22 protein-coding genes are annotated in these 20804 nt (G+C 25.3%); 5 read left to right on the top strand and 17 right to left on the bottom strand.

All coding sequences use genetic code 4. The annotated features are described in order from the left end of the window. Nucleotides 1-36: 36 nt before the first annotated feature. From JXZ93_RS01855 to JXZ93_RS01845, 3 genes are all read right to left on the bottom strand, one after another. Complete coding sequence (locus JXZ93_RS01855; RefSeq protein ID WP_241007091.1) at nt 37-897, bottom strand: MAGa7180 family putative nuclease; 861 nt, start codon at nt 895-897, stop codon at nt 37-39. Next, the gene (locus JXZ93_RS01850; protein ID WP_205851809.1) at nt 890-1549 is read right to left on the bottom strand and encodes a hypothetical protein; all 660 of its coding nucleotides are present in this window, start codon (nt 1547-1549) and stop codon (nt 890-892) included. Before JXZ93_RS01850 ends, JXZ93_RS01855 begins: the two co-directional genes overlap by 8 nt. A gap of 163 nt (nt 1550-1712) precedes the next feature. Continuing rightward, nucleotides 1713-2540 carry a PTS glucose transporter subunit IIA gene (locus JXZ93_RS01845; protein WP_205851810.1) on the bottom strand — a complete coding sequence of 276 codons (828 nt, stop codon included), beginning with the start codon at nt 2538-2540 and terminating at the stop codon, nt 1713-1715. Between the two features lie 259 nt (nt 2541-2799). On the opposite strand from JXZ93_RS01845, the gene JXZ93_RS04165 reads away from it, so the two are divergent. From JXZ93_RS04165 to rplL, 3 genes are all read left to right on the top strand, one after another. Continuing rightward, nucleotides 2800-5439 (top strand): type I restriction-modification system subunit M, encoded by a 2640-nt coding sequence (locus JXZ93_RS04165; protein WP_205852554.1) that lies wholly within the window; start codon nt 2800-2802, stop codon nt 5437-5439. A gap of 365 nt (nt 5440-5804) precedes the next feature. Beyond that, a complete protein-coding gene (gene rplJ, locus JXZ93_RS01835; RefSeq protein WP_205851812.1) occupies nt 5805-6296 on the top strand; it encodes a 50S ribosomal protein L10 in 492 nt (163 codons plus the stop codon). A 32-nt stretch (nt 6297-6328) separates the two neighbouring features. Then, nucleotides 6329-6700: a 50S ribosomal protein L7/L12 gene (gene rplL, locus JXZ93_RS01830; RefSeq protein ID WP_205851813.1), complete on the top strand. Its 372-nt coding sequence runs from the start codon at nt 6329-6331 to the stop codon at nt 6698-6700. 106 nt (nt 6701-6806) lie between these two features. Here the strand turns inward: rplL and JXZ93_RS01825 are convergent, their stop codons facing one another. Genes JXZ93_RS01825 through efp form a run of 5 tightly spaced genes read right to left on the bottom strand, consistent with a single transcriptional unit; the run spans nt 6807 to nt 10046 of the window. Next, the gene (locus JXZ93_RS01825) at nt 6807-7814 is read right to left on the bottom strand and encodes a nicotinate phosphoribosyltransferase (RefSeq protein ID WP_205852553.1); all 1008 of its coding nucleotides are present in this window, start codon (nt 7812-7814) and stop codon (nt 6807-6809) included. A 36-nt stretch (nt 7815-7850) separates the two neighbouring features. Continuing rightward, nucleotides 7851-8831, bottom strand: coding sequence for an MAGa3780 family membrane protein (locus JXZ93_RS01820; RefSeq protein WP_205852552.1), 981 nt, complete (start codon nt 8829-8831; stop codon nt 7851-7853). Nucleotides 8832-8842: 11 nt separating this feature from the next. Beyond that, nucleotides 8843-9169: a hypothetical protein gene (locus tag JXZ93_RS01815; protein WP_205851816.1), complete on the bottom strand. Its 327-nt coding sequence runs from the start codon at nt 9167-9169 to the stop codon at nt 8843-8845. A gap of 5 nt (nt 9170-9174) precedes the next feature. Continuing rightward, nucleotides 9175-9483: an MMB_0454 family protein gene (locus tag JXZ93_RS01810; protein WP_205851817.1), complete on the bottom strand. Its 309-nt coding sequence runs from the start codon at nt 9481-9483 to the stop codon at nt 9175-9177. Further along, nucleotides 9483-10046, bottom strand: coding sequence for an elongation factor P (efp, locus tag JXZ93_RS01805; protein WP_205851819.1), 564 nt, complete (start codon nt 10044-10046; stop codon nt 9483-9485). Before efp ends, JXZ93_RS01810 begins: the two co-directional genes overlap by 1 nt. A gap of 99 nt (nt 10047-10145) precedes the next feature. Here efp and JXZ93_RS01800 point away from each other — a divergent pair, with 99 nt between their 5' ends. Further along, nucleotides 10146-10592, top strand: coding sequence for a hypothetical protein (locus JXZ93_RS01800; RefSeq protein WP_205852551.1), 447 nt, complete (start codon nt 10146-10148; stop codon nt 10590-10592). Between the two features lie 24 nt (nt 10593-10616). After that, nucleotides 10617-11852 carry an ECF transporter S component gene (locus tag JXZ93_RS01795; RefSeq protein WP_205852550.1) on the top strand — a complete coding sequence of 412 codons (1236 nt, stop codon included), beginning with the start codon at nt 10617-10619 and terminating at the stop codon, nt 11850-11852. Nucleotides 11853-11866: 14 nt separating this feature from the next. Here JXZ93_RS01795 and JXZ93_RS01790 read toward each other — a convergent pair whose 3' ends face one another. From JXZ93_RS01790 to JXZ93_RS01750, 9 genes are all read right to left on the bottom strand, one after another. Next, entirely contained in the window at nt 11867-12877 is a 1011-nt protein-coding gene (locus JXZ93_RS01790) for an HAD family hydrolase (protein WP_205851822.1), read from the bottom strand. A 50-nt stretch (nt 12878-12927) separates the two neighbouring features. Beyond that, nucleotides 12928-14484: an MATE family efflux transporter gene (locus JXZ93_RS04160; protein ID WP_205851823.1), complete on the bottom strand. Its 1557-nt coding sequence runs from the start codon at nt 14482-14484 to the stop codon at nt 12928-12930. Nucleotides 14485-14686: 202 nt separating this feature from the next. Then, nucleotides 14687-15862 (bottom strand): hypothetical protein, encoded by a 1176-nt coding sequence (locus tag JXZ93_RS01780; protein ID WP_205851825.1) that lies wholly within the window; start codon nt 15860-15862, stop codon nt 14687-14689. Continuing rightward, complete coding sequence (locus JXZ93_RS01775; RefSeq protein WP_205852549.1) at nt 15828-16943, bottom strand: hypothetical protein; 1116 nt, start codon at nt 16941-16943, stop codon at nt 15828-15830. Before JXZ93_RS01775 ends, JXZ93_RS01780 begins: the two co-directional genes overlap by 35 nt. Nucleotides 16944-17085: 142 nt before the next feature. After that, a complete protein-coding gene (gene pgsA, locus JXZ93_RS01770; protein ID WP_205851829.1) occupies nt 17086-17706 on the bottom strand; it encodes a CDP-diacylglycerol--glycerol-3-phosphate 3-phosphatidyltransferase in 621 nt (206 codons plus the stop codon). Further along, on the bottom strand, nt 17684-18346 hold the full coding sequence (locus tag JXZ93_RS01765; protein ID WP_205852548.1) for an MHJ_0274 family protein: 663 nt from the start codon (nt 18344-18346) through the stop codon (nt 17684-17686). The genes pgsA and JXZ93_RS01765 overlap by 23 nt, the downstream gene beginning before the upstream one ends. Further along, a complete protein-coding gene (locus JXZ93_RS01760) occupies nt 18336-18707 on the bottom strand; it encodes a hypothetical protein (RefSeq protein ID WP_205851831.1) in 372 nt (123 codons plus the stop codon). Before JXZ93_RS01760 ends, JXZ93_RS01765 begins: the two co-directional genes overlap by 11 nt. Nucleotides 18708-18732: 25 nt before the next feature. Beyond that, nucleotides 18733-20208: a magnesium transporter gene (gene mgtE / locus JXZ93_RS01755; RefSeq protein ID WP_205851836.1), complete on the bottom strand. Its 1476-nt coding sequence runs from the start codon at nt 20206-20208 to the stop codon at nt 18733-18735. Beyond that, a complete protein-coding gene (locus tag JXZ93_RS01750) occupies nt 20208-20804 on the bottom strand; it encodes a DNA integrity scanning protein DisA nucleotide-binding domain protein (protein WP_205851838.1) in 597 nt (198 codons plus the stop codon). The genes mgtE and JXZ93_RS01750 overlap by 1 nt, the downstream gene beginning before the upstream one ends.

Below are 20804 nucleotides of genomic sequence, written 5' to 3'. Positions count from 1 at the left end.
TAAAAATTAGCAACCTTTTGCTAATTTTTAATTTATTTATCCTATAAAATCAGAGTCTGCTTTACCTGAATCTTTTCATTTTTTAATCAACTCTTGATATTGTTCTTGATTTTCACATCTTAAAAAATCTAATTGATCTGCATCATTAGAAAAATCAAATTGTGGCGATGTATCTGTATTTGTATATTTTTTATATCATTCACGAACTATTCTAATATCATCTTCAACTTCAACTTTATTTACTTTCCTTGAATAAACTTTCATGTAACGTTGATTTAAATCTACATTAGCAGGGTCTAAATAATCACCTTTTTCATCTGATAAAAATGCAACTAAAATAGAGTAAAAGTCAACATTTTGACCTATTTTTTTAGACATTAAATATGTATATAATTGAGCTTGCTTTAAATACGAGGGATCTACACCTTCATTATCTCATTTTTCCTTCTTAGCTTCACCTGCAGTTTTTACTTCGTAAATAACTTTATTTATAGGATCAAAACCATCAGGAACACCACTAAGAACATCATCTACGTTCTTAAAATAATCATAGTCATATTCTGAAGCAACATAATTCTCGATAGTAATTCCTCTTTTTTTAACTTGAGGAGAATTTCTAAATATATCAAAAATCTTTGGCTCTAATATCGTACCCGCATTTATATATTTTTTGGATAATACAGGAATTTTTAATCTAGTAATATGGCAAAATGCATTAAATTCTGATTTAAATCTCCCTGGAGTTAAAATGTCACCTACACTGCTACCACCTATTTTTTTATAACCTTTTCACTTATCAAAAGTTCTTAACTGATTATAAAATTCAGGCAATAATATTACAACTCTTTTTTCTTCATCTATAATATAATGTTTTTTATTAAAATATTGTCTAGCCATTATTTTTAATGTAATTCTCCACTAATAATTTAGCAACAACTTCAACACCCTTAAAATCAGCAACCAACTCTTCATTAATCAACGTGTTTTGAGGTACTATATAATCAAAAACTAAGTTAACAAGTTTGTCAAAACTAATTTCTGTTGAATTATCATCAACGCCCGGAATAAATTTATTTGCATCCATAAACTTTTCAATTCTAATTGCTATAACTCTTGCTAAATGTTTTTCTTTAGTAGGGTCTATTATTTGTTGAATGTCTTTTAAATGTTTTTTGAAATAATCTAATTCATTAGGAAAACGCAAGTCATCAATAATAAATAAACTATTTTTGTTTTCTTTTGCAGATTGCTCTGCAATCTCTGTAATACGTTCAAAAACACGTCCACATCAAATGTTATTATTAATATTTCTTCCGACTTCACCCATCGCTATTCAAAGAGGTCTAACCACTTCTTTATCTTTTTTATCTCATTCAATTTCATCTAAAATTGGTTCTGTAATCTTTTTGATAGGTTCAGCAAAAGAAAGTATGTGAATATTATCTTCAAATTGCTTTGTTAATAATTTTTTAAGACCTTGACTTAAAATGCCTTTACCGCTTCTTCTTTTACCGTTAATTAAAATTATTACATGTTGTTTTGCTTTCATACATCGTCTCCTTTGATTGTTTTTTAAATTGTATTTTTAATATTATATATAAATTTCATTTAGTAACTTAAAAATTAAGTAATTTAATGAAATATTGCGTAAATAAAAACTCAGTAATAAGTTTACTAATATAAACTATTACGAGTTTTAATAAATTTTTTTATTAGCTTAATTTAAATAATTTTTTACCAGAAACTGCTAATTCTTCTAGTTCTATAACTTTTTTAAGTCTTGAATCGCTTGTTGTTGAAATTATTAATGTTTTATCAATTTTTTCGTTTGTAAATTTTTCTAAATCTACTACAAATAATGTATCTCCCGCTTTAACTTCTTCATTAAGAGAAACTTTTCCTTCTATTCCTAAACCATCTAATTTGTAACTATCTTGACCAATTAAAACAATTAGTTCAACATCGCAATTTGTTTTAAAAATAAATTGAGTTTTTGATGCGGGCATACTTGTAATTCTACCATTAAAAGGTGCTAATAATTCAACTTTTGAATTACCTTCCATTTTAATTGCTAAACCATTACCAACTAAACCATTTGAAAACACACCGTCTTTTAAAGATTCTAGAGAAACTACTTTTCCGGATAATGGAGCAACTACTTCCATTTCTTTTGATGCTTTTTGACCTTTTGCATTAACGTTGTTTGTTGTTGTAACCAAATTGTGATCAGAATTATCTACAATAACTGAAGCATATTTTTTAATTACTTTATTAATTGTTTCAACAATATCACCCATTTCGACTTGAATATATTTTTGTTCTGTAAATAAATTTACCTTTTTTGCTCCAAGTTTTTTTAATAATTCTTCATTAACTAATGATGGATTTCTAAGATCATATCTTAATTGAGAAACACTATTATTGAAAGATACTATATTTTTTATACCACCCATAGCATCTGTTAATTCTTGAACTTCTTGTGGCGCATGTTCTAAATTTTTTGACTCTAAAAGTTCAAGTCATTTGTTTAAATTTGACATATTTCCTACCTTCTTATTATAAAAATATTTATTTAAGTGTTATATTTATGATATTTTACCAAAAATTGACTTATTTTTTATATTAAATTAAATTATTTTAAACAAAAATAAGGATTAGCTTTTTATTATAGACATTTAGTAAATATAATAAACACAATAAAAAAACTAAAAAAGAACAATTATTATAAAAAATATAGTTATAATTAATTTATAAAAAATATTTTAGAATTATAATTTACCATTTTAAAAAGGAGCACAAATGAAAAAAAGAGTCAATAAAAAAGAGTTATCAGCTAAAATATGAAATTCTGCTAATAAATTAAGAAATAATTACAACACAGAGGATTATAAATATATAATTTTGCCATTAATTTTTTATAAATTTTTATCTCAAAAAATAATAGATTTTGTCAACGAAAATGAGGGAATTACATTCGAACAAATGAATGAGTTAGACCCAGAATATTTGGATCCAAAAACAAACAAAACCCCAAATAATGGTTTCACAAAGGAAATTATTGAAAATATTGAAGAAGTATCTATTAGTGAAATGGGATATTATATACCATTTAAATACTTATTCCAAACATGAATCAAATTTGGAAACGATAAAAACTCACCTTTTAGTTTTAATATAGAAGTATTAAGAAAGGCAATAGTTAGTTTTGATGATATAGTAAACAAAAGTAATAATCAACAATTCAAAGAACTATATAAAGGTTTATTAAGAATAATTCTTGTAACGTTAGATAAATCTAATATAGAAAATGATAAAAAACAAACAGCTACAATGATGCAATTAATGGAAATAATTAATGAAATACCAGTTGATGGACAAAATTATGACGTCATCGGGCATATTTATGAATATTTATTAGGTAAATTTGCTACTGGTTCAGGTAAAAATGACGGAGAATTTTATACACCTCACGAAGTTTCTGTTTTAATGTCCGAAATAATCGGAAATCACATAAAAAATAGAGATAAAATAACAATATACGACCCAACATCTGGTACAGGTTCTTTATTATTAAATTTAGGTAAGGAATTTGAAAGAATAACAAACAGCAAAGACAAAGTAACTTATTATGCACAAGATAAAATGGATGCCGCTTATGTGTCAACTCGTATGAATTTAATTATGAACGGAATACAACCTTCTTTAATTAAAGTTAGACGTGGTGATACATTATTGGAAGATTGACCTTTTAAAAAGAATAATGATCCAAGCATTAGAGAGCCTCAAAAAGTTGATGCAGTAGTTTCTAATCCCCCTTATTCACAAGAGTGAAAACCTGATGATAACACAAATACCGATCCTCGTTTTTCATCATATGGTGTTGCTCCGAAAAGTAAAGCAGATTTTGCGTTCTTATTACATTCATATTATCATTTAGAAAACGACGGAATTATGGCTATAGTTTTACCACACGGCGTTTTATTTAGAGGCGGTAGCGAAAAAGAAATTAGAACTAAATTAGCAAAAGAATTTGCTATTGACACTATAATTGGTCTTCCATCAAATATGTTTTTCAATACAGGTATATCAACTATCATTATGATTTTAAAGAAAAATAATAATTCGAAAGGAAATATTCAATTTATTGATGCTTCAAAAGAATATGTTAAATTTGATAGTCAAAATAAATTTAACATATCTCACATTAAAAAGATTGCACATGCTGCGAATAATAAAACAGAAGTTGATAACTTCTCTAGAATAGTAAGTTATAAAGAAATCGAAGAAAACGATTTTAATTTAAATATTTCTAGATATATTGATAATTTTGAAAAACCAGAAGAATATGATTTATATTCAATTATAAACGGTGGAATTTCACAAGAAGAAATAAATAAATTTAACGAATATTGAAAAGTATTTCCTAATTTAAAAGATAAATTGTTTGTAAAATCTCAAAAACAAGAAAATTATTACCATTTTAAAGATATTGACAATATTAGCGAAACAATATGAAATAATCAAGATATAACAGAATATCTAAATACTTATAATTTTGTTTTAAATAAAATAGATTTCTTTTTAAGAAATCACATAAAAGATATTAGCAACTTAGAGAATTTTAACTCAAAATCATTCGAAGAAGAGTTTAATAATTTTTTCTTTAGTGATGCAATTCAAATTCCACTACTAGAAAAGTATCAATTCTATCAATTATTACACAATATAATTGACTTAATTTCAAATGACATAGAAAAAATAAATTCCTTCGAAGAAAATATACCAAACAACTTCATAAAAGAATATGCAGAAATCTTAAACGAAAACGAATTAGAACAAGAAGCAACTAAAAATAAAAAGAAAACAAAAGAAATTAAAGAATGAGATATTCAGTTATTAGACTATAAAACAATAGCAAAATTTTATTTTAGTGATCAATACGAAAAAATTCAAAAACTACAAGAAGAACTTAATTCACTAAAAAGTAAAATAACTGAATTAAATAACGAATTGAAGCAAGATGAAGATTCTGATGATAAAACTGACGAAACAATAACAAGCACTAAAGATGAACTTAAAATAGTTAAAAACAACGAAAAAAATGCAAAACAAGAATTGCAAACATTAAAAGAACTATCGGTAAAACAAACTTGAGAAAAATTATTATCACTTTCAAATGATGAATTAATAGAAACTTTATTCTTTAAGTGAACTAATGACTCGTTTATTAAAATTAAAAATCAATCTAATGAAATAATTGATGAATTTATTTCAAAATTAAATATTTTAAATAGCAAATATAGCGAAACTCTCGAAGATATTAACAAATCTATAATAGAATCTCAAAATGAATTGGCTTCCTTATTAAAAGAATTAAGCGGTAGTGAAACCGATAACATCGCATTAAGTGAATTTATAAAGATATTAGAAGACAAATAGTAATTTAAAAATGATATGAATAAATTAAAGTTCATATCATTTTTCTAAATTTTAAAGTTTTTTAATTAACGATCAATTAATAAACAATCGGTTGAAAAAGTAAAAATGAAAATTATTAATTAACTTTGTTTATATTTTTTCTTGTTCCTTTAAACTTATTCTTTTTATGTTAGATTAAATTTTATAATATGAAAAATATAAAAATTAATTTCAAAAATATTTATTTTTATTTATCAAAAAATCTAATATAATTAAAAAGCAATACGTAAAGACAGTAACTGTGAAAACTTAAATATGTTACCTAATGTATATTTACTTACTATTTATTCCCGTATTGCAATAATTAATTTTGAAAGGGGGCATAAATGTCAGAATCAAAATTTAAAACAGCTAAAAGAGAAGTTGTTGCAGAAATCGTTGATAAAATTCAAAGCACACAATCAATAGTATTCGCTGAATACCGTGGACTTACAGTTGCAGAATTAGAATCATTGAGAAATGAAGCTGCTAAGGTTGGTGTAGAGGTTAAAGTTTACAAAAACCGTTTATTTAAAATAGCTGCTGAAAAAGTTGGTTTAGGTGATTTATCACAATATTTACTTGGACCTAACATTTTTGCATTTTCAGAAGATCCTATGGCTGCTGCAAAATTATTTGTTGCTTTCGCTAAGAAACACAAATTATTTGTAATTAAAGCAGGAACACACGAAGGCAATGTTGTTAATGCCGACGGTGTTAAAGTTGTTGCTACTCTTCCAACATATGAAGAAGCACTTGCTATCCTTGCACGTTCAATGATGCAACCATTACAACAACTTGGATTATCACTTAAAATGTATAGTGAAAAATCAGAATAATATAATAATTTAAAATTGAAAGGAAAAATATTATGGCAAAATTAACAAAAGAAACATTTATCGAATCATTAAAAGAAATGTCAATTAAAGAAGTTATGGAACTTGTTGAAGCAATGAAAGAAGAATTTGGAATCGACCCTATGGCTGCTATGGCAGTTGCTGCTGCTCCAGCAGAAGGTGGTGCTGAAGAAAAATCAAGCGTTAAAGTTGTTTTAAAAGCAGATAACGGTAAAAAAATCCCAGTTATTAAAGCGGTTCAAGCAGTTCTTGGTTTAACATTAATGGAAGCAAAAAAAGTTGTTGACAACTTACCAGCTGTTATTAAAGAAAACATTAGCGCAGACGAAGCTGAACCTATCCGTGCAGCATTAGCTGAAGCAGGTGCTGAAGTTTCAGTTGAATAATTTCATTTGATAAATAATTTAAATATAACTCTTTATTATTGGGTTATATTTTTTATAAAACAGAAAAATATAATAAAAATGGAAATTTAATCTATTTCCATTTTTATTATATTGTTAATTTAATTAAATTTAAATTAGGACGATATTTTCTACCTTCTTTAGCTTGATGCTCGCCATTTAAAATTGTAGCATCTGCTGAAAAAGAGTTATTAAGTTTAAAAATTGATTGTCCTACTCCGTAATAATCAACAGGTACTTTTAAATCTTCGAATTCTTTTATTTTAGTTTCGTTGAAACCTGAAGAAACAACAATTTTATATTGTGTTGCACCCGCTTTATCCAAAGCTTTTCTTAAATTAAAAATTTGTGTTGGATTTACGCCATAATGTGGTTCAACATTATCAAACATATGATCAACCATATTCTGCGAAGTATCGATTCTAACACCTCACACTTTATTGCCGAAAGCTTCCCAAATTCTTAGGGAGTCTTTAATAATATCATTATGATAATCAACTAAAGATATTATTTTAGCTTCTGGATAATGCTTTATAAATGCTCTAGTAGCTTCAACCACATCTCCATTAAAACCTTGAATTAAAACATGCGGCATACTCCCAAAAACTGTAAACTCTTCTTGTTCACATCATTCTTTTTGCGCTAATGTTGAAACGATTTTTATTCCACCTATTTTGATTGCCTTACCATCTATTTCTTGATTTATATAATGGTCGGCTCTATCTCCCATAAAAATAACATCTTTATTTTTGGCGGCTTTTTTCACTTTATATCCATTTGTAGCTATTGAAGTACTTCTTGATAAAATTCCATCAATAACCCCTTCTCAAATACCAAAATCTTGATAATGTCCCTCGAGTTCTAAAACAACATCTAAACTATTTATTTTTGAACCCTCGGGAAGATATTTTATTTTGTATTTAGAAACATCAGTGTTATGCTTTAAAAATTCTAAAACTTCATTGATACCAGCTAAGATAGAATCATCTTTTCTTTGAAAGAATTGCATAACAATAATATTATTTGGTTTTTCTTTTGCTAATATATGTGAAGTTTTATGAAAGTAACTAGCAACATATTTTTCATTTTTATTCATTTTTTCCTTTTCTAAAAATAAGTTACTTAAGAGTAACTATTTTTTATTTTCTTCCTTAGTTTGCTTTTTTATACCTTTATAAGAGGTTGGGGACACGAACCAAACTTTAGGTAAATTATTTTCGTGTGGTTGTCTAATTCTAAGTACTCTACGTAATATAAATCCTATAATTGGAGATGTTAAGAACGAAAATAGAACAATTAAAATGATATTTATAACTTTAAAATAAATATTAGACCCTCTATACCCTAAAGGATGTTGAAATGAAATTATAGAGTATATAGCAATACCACGATCTATTTCTCTGTTAAATCTTTGAGGAACATTATTTGGAAAATTATTCGATGACAACGGTGGTAATTTAACTAAACTATTAAAATTATTATATTTATATGAAACAAAATAAATTGTACTTGCAAATATAAGATATAAAACAGGGAAGACAAAAGTTACCCATATAGTTTTATTACTAATTTTAATTTTTTTTCGTTCTCAACACAAAGTTGATAAACCGATTAATGGACCTATAACGTGCCATATAATAGTCCTATAAATATCATTTTTACTCATATAACCTAAAATAGTAGAGTCTGTTATTGTTCCTGATCAAAAAACAATAACAACAATAATAATATATATCATACTTGAAAAATAAATTTTATGTGCAATCAAAGATTTATGATAAAAAGGTAATAACAAAATAGAAACGGCCATTAACACATTTGACATAAATGTAAATCAATGTGTGCTACCACCTCATAAATCATTTACTGCATTTGGTAATATATTCTCATATATTATTCTTTGTTTTTGAAAATCACTTTCATTATTTGCTAATTTATTAATTTCTCTAATGATTTCAGGGTTTTTATGATAAAAGTCTCAAACATCATCAGTTCTATCATTTCATTCTCAAACAACTGTAGAAATATATAAAAATATTAATATTATACCTATAATAAAAGTTAAAATATTTTTACTTTTATGACTTAAATGCAATTTAACTTTTATCCTCATAGGTACCTCTTTTATAAAAACGTAGAAAGTATTATCGAAATAACTAAAATCATAAATAAAATTCCAGCCAAAACTATATACTTAGTTATTTTTTTGATGTTATATTCTTTTTTTATTTTTAAAAAAGCAAGGTAATTGATTCTTAAATCCTCGCTTTTTATGACGTTATTATAAAGTTGAAATTTTAAATTTGATAACATTTTTAAATACTTATTATCACTTCTCTTTTTATTTTTGAGTTTTTCAACTTTTTTTATTTCGATATCAATATCATTAATAAACCTATTTCTTAAAATAGCAAAATTAATATCAACATCATTTCTTTTATTTTTTTTCATTTATTTTAATATAATGACAGTAATCTAATTTGAATATTTTTAGGAGTAACATTTATTAATTTTTTAACACTTGTTTCTATATTTTTTGTTAATTCTTTAATAATAATATTTACTTTTTTTTCACTATTCAATTTTACTTTTACATCTAAAAAAATATAACAATTATTTCTTTTTGAGTCAATACTAATTCTAGGTTTATTAATTAATTTTAATAATTTATTATTTAAAAAACATAATTTTATACAATCAATTATCGCACTTTCCTGAACTACATAAACCTGATCAGAATGATATGAAACATTAATTCAACTCATTATTTATTACTTTTTCCGGCGTATTTACCAGTTTCAGTAGAAACAATTATTTGATCACCCTCTTTTATGAACATAGGTGTTTCAAGTTCAAAACCAGTTTCTACAATAACTTTTTTTTGTGGATTTGTTGTTGTATTACCTTTAACAGCGTCAGGAGCAGAAGTAACTTCTAAAACTATATTTGCTGGAAGCTCAATATCAAGAACTTCTTCTTCAAATTTTCTAACTAAAACTTCAGAACCTTCTTTTAAAAAGTTCAACTCTCATTCTACTAATTTAATTGAAATTTCAATTTGCTCAAATGTTTCTCCATCCATTAAAATAATATTTTCTCCATCTGAATATAAGAAACTCATTTTTCTTTTATCGATATGAGCTTTTTTAACTTTGTCTCCACCTGTAAAAGATTTTATGGTTGTAGAACCACTTCTAAGGTTTTTTACTTTTGCTTTAACATTCGCTTGTCCACGACCTTGTTTTGAATGTTGAGCTTCTAAAACAATAAAAATTTCTCCGTCTAACTGAAATGTAATACCCGGTTTAAATTCATTAACATTTACCATATTTACTCCTTAATTTATAATTAATATATTAATTATACTTATTTTTTACTATTTTTGTTTCATTTTTATTCTTTTTTTAAATATTAATTGGAGGAAAAAATGAAAAACAAAAAAATAGACAAAATACAGTTGTTTAAACTTTACAAAATAAAAGATAGATTAAAAAAATCAATAGAAGAATACAACAAAGATAAAGTAGAATATTTATTACCTATAATGCGTGTAGATAATGACTTACTGCTTGGAAAAGTTATTTTTAATTATAATAAAGAAGATCAACAAAATTATATTGAACTATATGATCATAATTCATTATGAGAAATGTCGATGTTATTTGATAATTTTTATCGAATGAATGCAACTTTTTTTGAATTTTTATCGGAATTAGATGATCAATTTAAAAATGTTAGAGTCAGTGAGGTTAATGAGTTAGCAATTTTGGATAAAGTAAAATTTTATTTTACACAAGATGATAGTTTTACAAAACTAACATATGTATATCCTCGAAAAAAGGAAGTAGAAAAAAATTTATATAATTCACACTAATTGTTTTTGTGTTAAAATTAGTTGATGAATATAGAAAGAGAAACAAGTAATATTAAAGGATTTTGAAGCTCATTTTTAAAAAATTTATTTTTTACAGTTAGTTCGATTATTGTTCTAATTTGAGCCATTATAAATTCATTTACACATTTAGAAACATATAATTTTTTTGGATTAAAAGGTAGGGAGCAATTATCTTGAATTATATGACCAATATTTTTAATATTGTTAACAATTAATGTTTACACATCATACAGAGAATATTCGGTCTTTTCGAAAGTAAATACTAATAATAAATATTTAAAAAAATATAAATATTTAATTATAGGTAATATTTTTACATTACCGTTAAGGTTTCTTATCTTAGTAGGAACAGTTTACGAAGATGAAGTATTTTTCATAGATTATAAATTAGCAAAAAAACGAAGAAATGGATCATTTACAGTTAAAGAAATTAGTCTTGCTGGTGTATTTTTGGGACTTTTTATCATTTTAACAACAATCACCCATTATACAATTGCAAGAACAATAAGTTTTAGTTTTGAATATGTTTTTTACATAATATTTGCATTTTTTTTCGGTAAATATAAAGGATCATTATTATCATTTATTGCTGATTTTTTTGGATTACTTATTTCCGGAAAAATAGGTTTTTACCATTGGGTCTATGCTATTGTCCCTATAATTTCAACATTTACAATATCAATTTTTATCGAAATGTTTAAAAATAACAAAAAATTATCATATATTTTTATGGATATTTTTTTAATGTTAGTTTTTACAGCATTAATAATTATATTTATATATAAAACCGGAGATCCAAGAGTATCTAAAAAAGGTTATAAAATATCTGAATTTCTTGGGTTATCATATCTATCATTTGGTACTATGATAGGATTATCTATACTTTCAGGAATTTTACTAATAGCTTTTAATATAATGATTTTTTGAGCTTTTTTTACTAAGAATAAAAAAGTAAAAACTAAATTAAATTATATGATACTATTTTATTTTTTAATAGTTTCATTAATTGTTATATCTCGTTGAATTTGAGGACCGTTCGCATTTATCATTTTTGCAAACACATTCTTAGGAAAAGCATACACATTATCTAACCGCTATTTAATTTTAATGTATCCGATAGTTCTAAGATCTGTCATAATTATTCCTATTTATACTTTTGTGTTATACACCATTTTCGTTCCGTTATCATTTTTAAAAGAAAATAAATTATTAGACATTAAAAAAATAAGTTATTTTTAGATAACTTATTTTTTTTAATTTATTTTACCTATAAAATCTGATAATCAATCAGAATCATTATTATCCATAGTTAATAAAGCGCTATTTTGAACAGATTTCATACCATTTGGCATAACACCGGAATATTTGGTTGCTTCAAACATCGATTCATCATTGTCCGCATCTCCAAAACTTATTGTTCTATTCACACTTAAATCATATAAATCTAGTAAATATTTAATGGCGTTGCCTTTTGTTGCGTTTATACTCATAATATCTAAAAATGGTTCTTGCGAAACGACTCCATATATTCCATCAAAATCTTTTTCTAAATTTAAAATTTGGTTTCATTTTTCTGCAGGATTACTTTCTCTTAAAACTAAAAATTTGCAAAAAGTTCAATCTTCAATCTCATTTGAAAAATCTCCCTCTTTATACTCTCCATCTCTAATTCTAGAAAAGTATTTTTTCTTTACAAAAAAATCAGTTTTATAAGTATTATATCCGGCCACAAATTCAGGAGTATAAACCAGAAAATCATATTCCAATTCGATTAATTTTTTATAAATTTGTATTGCTATTTTGTTTGGAATATGAAAAGTTTTTAATAAAGAATAATCATCATTCAAAATTATTGATCCATTAGCGAAAATTAAAGGATGCTTAGTTGGTACATTTTTAACAATATCTCAAGCCGTAAAAGGAGGTCTTCCAGTTGCGACAAAAATATTCTTATTATTTTCAATTAATGAATTAAGCGCGTTTAAATTTTTATCATTAATTTCTGTTCGAGAATTCAATAATGTACCATCTAAATCAAAGAAAAAGTTATCAATATCATTTAATTTAATTCAAAAAGGTTTTAATTCTAAAACGACATCATGACTAATAAAATTGATTGATTCAATGCTAAAAACTTGTTTATCAGTTGTTTTTGTTTTTAAAGTTATTAAATCATCAACTTTTAAATTAAATTTTTCCTTACAGTTTCTTAAAATAATTCTATTATCAATTAATTCATTATCTGTATAAAATTGTTTTATCATTTGACCCCTTAAATATAAGACATTATATAATAAAAAAACTTAGAAATAAACTAAGATTTTTTATTATTATACTCTTTTGTTATGTTTCTTAACCAATCTAACTTAATATATAAAAACTCAATAATAAACATTTTTACTAAATCAGATAAGTAAAATATAAAGTAAAAGAAACCTACCGGATACTCCATTGATTCAATAGTATTCGGAACTATTAAATATGCAATTATAGCTAATCATGCCATTTGTAAAACTCCAGTTATAAAAACTGTTATTCCAGTAATATTATTTCTACCACCTGTTTCTAGAATTCTAACACTAGTTGCGAAGAAAATTCAACTAGGATTAAACACGGCAATAGAAATAGATGTTAATTGAACTTCTTTTAGGTAATAATATGATGCTAAAAGTTTTTCTTTAGCGATTATTTCTTTATCAGTAACACCATCTACCATTAAACTCTTTGCAACATTTTCTTGAATACCGTTCGATAAAAATGTCATAAACGGAATAAAAATTATTACAAACCCAAAAATGGAAGATAATGTCAAGGCTAATGTAACATGAAAGCCTTTAAGTTCTTTTGCGTTTTTTTCTGCAAGTTCAAACTCATCATTACCTAATTTTTGACCAACAAAAAGAGCTATATTAGAACCAACAACACCAAATGCTGCTGTAAATATATTAGTCAATGAAGCCGTAATTCCTAATACATCACCAGAACTTAGACCTCAATGTTTATAATTTGAACTTTGTTGACTCCCTAGGGAACCAATTGGAAACGCAGCCGCTCACAAAAACACCCTTACTGCAACAAAGACAAAATTTGTTGAACTTAATAAAAAACTTGGCATTCTTTTTAAGAATTGTAATCAAATTTCCTTTGAAACTTTAAAAATCTTAAAAGGATTGATTAAATATTTTTTCGTCTTCAAACGAATAAAAATTAAAGCCAAAACTATTGATACTAACCCAGAAATTATTGTTGCATATGCAGATCCGACAACTTGAAATCTAGGAATTAATATTAAATTAAAAACTACATTAGATAATAACGAAGCGAGAGAAACAAAAAAAGATGCTCCACCGTTTCCAGTTTCTCTTAATATAGAAATAGTAGAAAAGTTAATTCCTGTAATTAATCACGAAAATGAAATTACTTTAATATATTCCGTACCTAAATTAACAACAGTTTTATAAGAAATATCATTTGGATCTCCTTTAGTAACTGATCTCATAAAAAATTCAGGAGCAGACATTATTACTACAAAGAATAAAATAGCTAATCCAAAAGATAAAATATACCTAGCTCTTACTACTTGTATAGACTCTTCTTGTTTAACGGAGCCACGATATTGTCCAAAAATAGATGTACCTACAATATTAATACTAATTAATAAACCTCTTATTATAGCTGAATATCCATTCGCAAAACTAAGAGCTGATACACCTCCTTCTATATTAGTAACCATAAAATTATCAATAAAACCATTTAATGATACAATGATACCCGAAAAAATAATAGGTATAGCTATTTTAGAATATAGGATTCATCTTTGTTTATTCGATGGAAAGTGAGATAAAAATGTATTAAGAATGCTTCTATACATTTTTATAATTTAAGTTATTGTTACTTAACTTACTTAAATATCCAGAAAAAATCTGGTTTATACGATTTTTTTCGCTCATTTTTAACTCCTCCAAACTATAAAAATAAAAAGTTAATTCAATTATAAATAATTATTATAAATAATTAAATATTTTTCTTAAAAAATAATAAAAAAGCACTTTTATTGTACAAAAATGCTTTTTTTATTTTGTTTTTATATGGCCGTATAACTTTATATTTTCTCTATATGTTAAACTCTTTTTATCGTTTAAAAAACGAACATTATCAAGAATATCTGAATTATATATAATAACTATTTGTTCTGTTTGTCTACCGTAAAAATATTCGTATTTTGTATTTTTTCAACTGGATTCCTCTTTACTTTGAACTATTTTTTTATATTTTGATTTTCCTTTATTATTCAACTGATTTAAAATTAAATCAACAGCATCTGAACCATTATCATTAATTTCGGTTAAACCAACAATATCAAACCCTGATTTTTCTATAAAATAAGCGATTGCTTTGTATTTAAATTCCTTTTTATGTTTATATGTGTTTAAATTTTGATTTCCATAATTAAGGATATTTCAATGAGCAATTCTTAGTTGATTAGTATCTTTTTTTGGGTTTATTGAAGCGAAAGAGGTATTAATATTTTTGTTTGTTTTTATATTTAAATCAACATAAACAGGAGCGTGGTCAGATAAGCGATTTCTTATATTTCATCCTTCATCTTCATGATTGTTATATCATTTCATACTTTTAAATTCTTCTTTATTATTGAATTTTTTAAATTCTTTTATTATATCTATTTTAAAATCTAAATGAGGATCGTCGTTATCATTTACTAGGTCGTAATATTTATTTTCTCCATTTAAATAATAAATTTTGTCATAAGGTTGAACATAACCAGTACCATTTTTATTTAAAGAAGTAAAATATTTTTGCCCTATTCCATATGAATTTAAAACTTTATTAATTTCTGGGTCAAAATTATTATCTAAATTAAAATTTTCTTTTTCAATATTAGTATCCCCTCCAAAGATAACTAATGAATTTTCTTTTGAGTGCTTTTTATAGTATTTCATTAATTTAGGTATAGATAAAAATTCACTAGCTTCTTGTGAACCTAAAGAAGAACCATAACTTTTATATGCTAAATTACTTGTATTAGCTCCATATTCATTGTATCTACTATTATTTTTCTTTCCGGGACTATCTAAATGATCAAAAACGGTGACTATGTTAGGGAAATTTTTTTCACTTTTTAATTCAAAACTAGCACCAAAAGGGGGTCTTACATAAACCGTTTCTTCTGAACGTTCAACTTCATGGTCATCACTATTGGCTACTACTGGATGCGTCGGTATTGCCATCTTCTGCGGAATTCCCAGAAGATGTATTTGATAAATTTGAAGTAGATTCTGTCAAAATAAATGATTGTTCTACTAATTCATCATTATATTTGTAAGATATTTTTAGTTCTTTAGCGGAATCGTTTCATGTCGCAAAAATATTTTTTTTATTTGTTGCGCTTTTTATATTTTCTTCATTGTATTTTTTATTAATTGTAAATATATGATTTTGTTCATTATTTCCACCACCAAATATTCCATAATATTCAGAGTTTGCATACTTGTGTAAACGAACTTGATTTTTTCTAACTTTTGAATTAATTAAGGATATTAAATCATTTTTATTTAAGTTTTCATTTAAAACAAAAGCTTCAACATTATTATTATCCTCGTTTTTGTTTGAAGTATTCTCATCTGAATTTGATTCACTTTCTGATTCTTCAGACTTTTCTGGTGTTGAATTTAAACTAGAATTATCTTCATTATTTTCAATTAATTCTTCTTCATCTTCGGATTTATTAGTTTCAGATGTATTATTAGAAGAATCATTATTAGAATCTAGAGAAGTTTTTTCTTCTGACGAATTACCTTCTTGATCATTATCTACTTGGTTATCATCTATTATTTTTTTGTCTTCAACATCTGAAGATTTCTGATCATCTTCTGATTCGATACTTTCTTTTTTCTCAACTACAGAATTTTTATCTTCACTAGTAGATGCATTATTATTAGGCTCTACATCTGCGACTTCTTCCTCACTTTTAGATGAAGTATCTTCATTTGAAGAATTATTATTGTCTACAACTTCATCTGATGAAGTTTTACTTTTTTCTTTTGAAGAAGCTTCCTCTAAATTACTGTTTTCATCACTACTTTTGTTATCGCTTATATTTGTTTCTAATTCTGTACTAGAATTAATGGTATTACCATTCGATTTTTCCTTAACTTCAATTTCAGATTTCACATTTATATTTTTTTCATTTTTTTCAATGTTTCTCTCTTTTTCCTTCACATGAGATTGAGAACAACTTATAGTTGTGACCGCACTTATTCCAGAAATTGTTATTAATATATTTTTTATAATTTTTTTATTTAATTTCATTTATTAACCCCTTTTTAAAATGTTTTACAATTTATTATATATTAAATAAGACAGTAATTCAAGAGAATAAATTATTATTTATTTTTCCTTGCGTAATATGGGACTTTTTATGAAATATAAAAAAGAAGCTCGATAAGCTTCTTTAACTAAATAAAAACTGTTTGGCTTTTTTGTAATATAAATATCCCGAAAATGTCGATAATATCACTGGTATTACAAAGTATATAGAATAAACCCATTTACTTCAAGTTCAATAATATAGAAAGTTATTTTCTGTATGTATATCCACTAAAATTAATATGAATAAAATCACTATAGCAATCGACAATGTCATGGTTTTTCACTTAGCAGTTTTAATAGCCTCTACTTTAACATTATTTTTAGACATAATTATTCGAAATGCATCTACAACTATATCTCTTAAAATAAGCAAAATTATATATGTATAGGGTAAAAAATTATTAACACTTAAAAAAATTAAAACGGAGGTTGTCATTAATTTATCCGCAATAGGGTCAAAAATTTTACCAAAAGTAGATACTACTTTTCATTTTCTCGCTAAATAACCATCAATAAAGTCAGTTAACATAGCAATAATAAAAAAAACTAATATCATTAAAAGTATAATTGTTTTGTTCTTTTGATCGAAACGGAGATAATAATCATTTGAAAAACATATCGCTAAACCTATAACAGGAATAATAAATAAAATACGTAAAATAGTTAGCAAATTAGGTACTTTATTTTTCTTGAAAATCTTCATTTAAGCTTTCTTTTTTACTTTTAATTAATGCTTCATTGTGCATATTCTTAAGTTCTTCTTTAATTAAATTTATGTCTTTTAAATCATCTATTTCTGTTTTATTTTGTTCTTTTACTTGTTTATGTATTTTATCTTCTTCTTCTTTAAAATAGATAATTATTTTGTTCAATTTTTTATTTCAAAGATTTGAGTTTAAATCTTTTAACATATTTATTTTTGTTTTTAAATTGTTTAATTTTTCATCAGGGATAACAAATGTTTTATATTCATAAGAGCTCATAATATTTTCTAATAATTCTCTTGTGGCATTATTTATTTGTCCCATTTTATATTCACCAATACTTACAACAAAATCATCGTGAATTTTGGTGTTTAATTCAATTAATTCATTAATTTTAACCATTAATTCGTAACGATATTTTAGAGAATCATTTTCAAATTCTTTAGCAGCAATTCTTGTTCTTTTTTTCTCTATTTTTTCTTTAATATATGAATATACAAAATAAACACCTATCAAGGATAAAAGAACACCTAATATTACTCAAATTATTATATTACCACTTCCTAGTGCACTAATAGAACTAGAACTTGTAGTAGTTGTATTAGTTTCTTCAAACATTCTATTGACTTTAATTAACATTTTTACCTTTCTTAATTGTAACTTTTCATTTTACTTCTTTTTCAATTGTGCATTCGCTTTGAATCTTATCTTTTAACTCTTCATCATTAGGTATTTTCTCATTTTCTCGATCAGCATCTATTATGATCTTATAGAGAAGATTTAAAAGCATTTTTCTATCCACTTTTGTTACTGTTGTTGCTGGCTTATAACTTAAAACACCACCATCGTTTAATCTTTCGTTAATTTCGAAGTCCAAGCCACCAAGTTCACTTTCAATTTCTTTTTTAATTCTTTTAGCTTCTTGATTATGATCGTTATATTCTTCCGCTAATGATTTTAATTTGTCAAAGTCTAAAACATTATCTAAATTTTTATCCATATTATTTCTCCTTCTATCATGTTGTTTATGATCCTAATAATCCGGCTACATAAGCGATATACATAACTAATATATTTAAACCAAAGAAAATTAATGTAGCTAAAGCATCTGATAAAGTTGTCAAAATTGGCGCCGACATCACGGCAGGATCTTTTTTTAATTTAATAGCCAAAAGAGGTATAACTGTTCCTAAAAATTTTGCCAAAATAACTACTATTCACAAAGAAAATGAACTTGCTATTATTATAAAAGATAATTCTCCTCATTTTAGAGAAGGATCTCTAAAAAAAGGAATTGAATAATAAATATATAACCTAACAATATTTACTAAAAACATTATTAAACCTATTATTAGTCCTATAGTAGTCTCTTTTCAAACTACCTTACCATATTCGTTATTCTTAAAATCACCTAAAGAGGCTGCACGAGTTACCGTAGTTGAAGATTGAGATCCTGCATTACCTGCTGCACCACTAATTATAGGAATTAATGAGGTTATTATACCGGTTGAAATAGTAACGTGCACCACACTACTAAAAAAACTTTCACTTATCGAAGTAAATTCTTGGATTATATATTGAGAAATTGTGGCCGATATCATCAAAATAATTAACCAAAAAACTCTTGCTCTTACTATATTTTTAATTGATTTTTTAATATAGCTATCTTCAACATTTTCATCGCGAATACCAGCCATTTTATAAATATCTTCAGTAGCTTCATCTTGAATAATATCAATAATATCATCAGAAGTAATCATACCTATTAATCTTTTATCACTAGAAACAACCGGTAATGTTGACCTATCATGATTAGAAAAGATTTGTGCTGCATATTCTTTATCATCTGTAGTTTTTACACTCGCAACAGCGTTGTATAATTCATCTAATAATGAATTTTCGTCCGAGAAGACCAACTCTTCTAAAGTTATATCTCCTACCAATTTGCCTTGTTGATCTACTATATAAAAATTATGGCCCATTAAAACATTTTTATTATAATCTGCTCTAATTTTAGAAATAGCTTTTTTTGCAGTTCAATTAGATTTTAAAATAGAAAAATCAACGCTCATAAAACTACCTATTTGGTCATCCGAATAGGATAGTAACTGATTAATCTTATCTCTTTTATCTTTGGATGTATTGGATAAAATTTTTCTTGTTATGTTTACGGGTAAATCTTCTATAATATCAGCTAATTCATCAGTTTCTATTTCTTGTAAAACTTTTTCTCCTAAATCATCGCTAAATTGAATAACTAAATTAGTTTGAATTTCATCATCCAAATAAGAAAAAACTTCCGCAGCTTCTTCAGTTCTAAGTATTCTAAGAACATATATTTGTTGTTCGCTTGTCAACGATTCTACCGCTTTAGCAAAATCGGCGTGTGGAGTTTCTTCTTCCAATTCTCTTAGCAATTTTACGCTTTTTGTTGATATTAAGTTTTTTATTTCTTCATGAAGAATTTGGTTTTGTAGTTGTTCTATATTATTATTTTCCATTATGATTTTTCGATTAAATATTTAATCAATTCCTCTTGAAAATATTCAATTTTAACAGAACTAATATTACGATCTTTCATAATCTTAACGCTACCATTTTCTTCTGAAACCACTATTGTAGTTGCATCACTTTGTTCTGAAATACCAATCGCTGCACGATGTCTAGAACCAAAATCACTCTCGAGTGATTTTTTAGTTATTTTATAAAAAGTTGATGCATAATAAATTTTATTATCACGTATAACTACTGCACCATCATGTAATGGTGAATTTTTATTAAAAATAGAAATTAAAAGAGAACTAGAAATATTAGCATTCAAAATAATTCCGTCTGTTCTTAAATTATCAATATTGTCATTATTTTCTATTGTTATAAGAGCACCTATTTTATGTTTGGAAAAATATTCAACACTTTCTCTAAGTTGATTTATCAAACGAATTTGACTGCTACGACCTAATTTATCATACTTAGATTTTTTAAAATAATTACTAAATCAATTTTTTAAATGTGGTATTCCCACAACTAACAAACTAAGTAAAATTAAAATAAAAATCGCAATAACAAATCCTAAAATTACGTAATTAATTAGGACCAT

The sequence above is a fragment of the Mycoplasma sp. CSL10166 genome, assembly GCF_017116885.1.
In the GTDB taxonomy this organism is placed as follows: Bacteria; Bacillota_I; Bacilli_A; order Mycoplasmatales; family Metamycoplasmataceae; genus Mycoplasmopsis.
Note: the sequence above shows the minus strand (reverse complement) of the source record. Positions and strands in the feature narration are given on the sequence as shown.